This is a genomic window from Pseudonocardia lacus, from assembly GCF_018531445.1.
In the GTDB taxonomy this organism is placed as follows: Bacteria; Actinomycetota; Actinomycetes; order Mycobacteriales; family Pseudonocardiaceae; genus Pseudonocardia; species Pseudonocardia lacus.
Window position 1 is genome coordinate 1 of sequence record NZ_JAHDTH010000438.1, and the last position, 1,666, is coordinate 1,666.

General features: G+C 80.7%; 2 protein-coding genes. Both read right to left on the bottom strand.

Going from position 1 to position 1,666, the window contains the following annotated elements:
• On the bottom strand, nucleotides 1-1,348 hold a 1,348-nt coding region (locus tag KIK08_RS38880), incomplete at its 3' end, for a DNA polymerase Y family protein (protein ID WP_308258167.1).
• A gap of 115 nt (nucleotides 1,349-1,463) precedes the next feature.
• Nucleotides 1,464-1,666, bottom strand: a 203-nt coding sequence (locus tag KIK08_RS38885; protein ID WP_214408308.1) for a hypothetical protein, incomplete at its 5' end; no start/stop codon positions are given.

Here is a 1,666-nt window from a genome sequence, read left to right on the forward strand (position 1 = left end):
CGGTGCCCTCCGGGACGGCCCACAGCTCGGGCGGCCCGTCGAGCGCCGGCGGGCCCGCCCCCGGCGCGGACGGCGCCACCTCGACCCCGGTCTCCCCGGCGTCCGGGGCGCCGGCGCCGTCGCGGGTGTCGCCCCACGGCACCAGCCGGACGCGTTCGGCCGGGTCACGCCCGCCCACCAGGACCGCGGTGAGCACCGACTCGGGCCCCAGCAGCGCCTGCACCCGCACCAGCGCCCGCCCGGCGCGCTCGTCGGCCTCGCCGACCTCGCCCCACAGCCCGAGCTGCAGCGCCCCCGCGGTGACCGTCTCCTCGGGGACCAGCCGCATCCGGTCGACCGCGCCCGAGCCGCCGCGGGTGAGCCAGGAGTCGAGCTGCCAGCGGACCCGGTCGACCGTGCCGGCGGGGGTGAGCGGCTCCGCGCAGCGCCACACCCGGAACAGCTCCTCCCCGCCCACCGTGCGGGCGGCAACCCCGAGCCGGGTGCACGACAGACCGTGCCCGGCCAGCGTGCGGTGCAGCCGCTCGGCGAGCCCGCGGGCGGCGAACGCGGCCGCGTCGACCCGGTCGACCGGGGGGTCGAGCTCCAGCTCGACGGCCAGCTCCTCGGGCGGGTGGCGGCGGACGGGGGGCCGCGGGTCGAGGCCGCGGGCGAGCCGGTGGGCGAGCACCGCGTCGGCGCCGAACCGGGACGCGACGTCACTGGCCGCCAACGCGCCGAACGCCCCCAGGCTGCGCAGGCCCAGCCGGTGCAGCAGGCCGACCAGCTCGGAGCGGTCGACGTCGGGCTCGCGGTCGAGCTCGTCGACCTCCAGCGGGGCCAGGAACGCCGGGGTGCCGCCGGCGGCGACGGCCACCCCGCGGCGCGCCGCCAGCACCGCCGCGAACAACCCGTCGGCCAACCCGACCTGGCACTCCACCCCGGTGCGCGCGGCGACCTGGTCGACCAGGCGCTCGGCGGCCGCCGACTCGCCGCCGAAGTAGCCCACCGGCCCCCTGGCCGGCAGCGCCACCAACCCCGGCCGCACCACCTCCACCCCCGGCGCCAGCTCCTCGACCGCCGCCACCACCGGCTCGAAGGCGCGGGCGTCGCGGTCCGGGTCGGGGGCGAGGACGGCCAGGTCGGGGCAGCGGGCCTGGGCCTCCCGGCGGCGCAACCCCCGCCGCACGCCCTGCGCCCTGGCCACCGCCGAGCAGGCCAGCACCCGGTTGGCCACGAACACCGCCGCCGGCCGGTGCGCCGGGACGTGCGCCGCCCGGGCCGCCGCGGTGACCGGCCAGTCGGGTGACCACAGCGCCAGCACCCGCACCGGCTCGTCGCAGGGCGGGACGTCCTCCGCCTCACTCACACTCACTCACCACTGCCTCACCCGTCCAGGTCCTCCGAGCCGAGCGGGCGGCGTCCAACCCCGCCCCACTCGCCTGAGCTCGACGCCGGCACACGACTCCGGCGCCGCGGTCCGCTCACCCGGCCTCCCGCGCCGGGAACGGCACCGGGCGTCGCGACCCGCCCGGTGCCGCCGCGACCGCCGGCTCCCCTGGTCCGACGGCCACGTCCACCCCGGCGGTGACCGCGCCCCCCGGCACGGCCCCGTCCGGCACCCCGAGCTCACCGCCGGGAGCCGGCAGCAGCAGCCGCGCGCTGCGCCCGCGCGGCGCGATCCCCC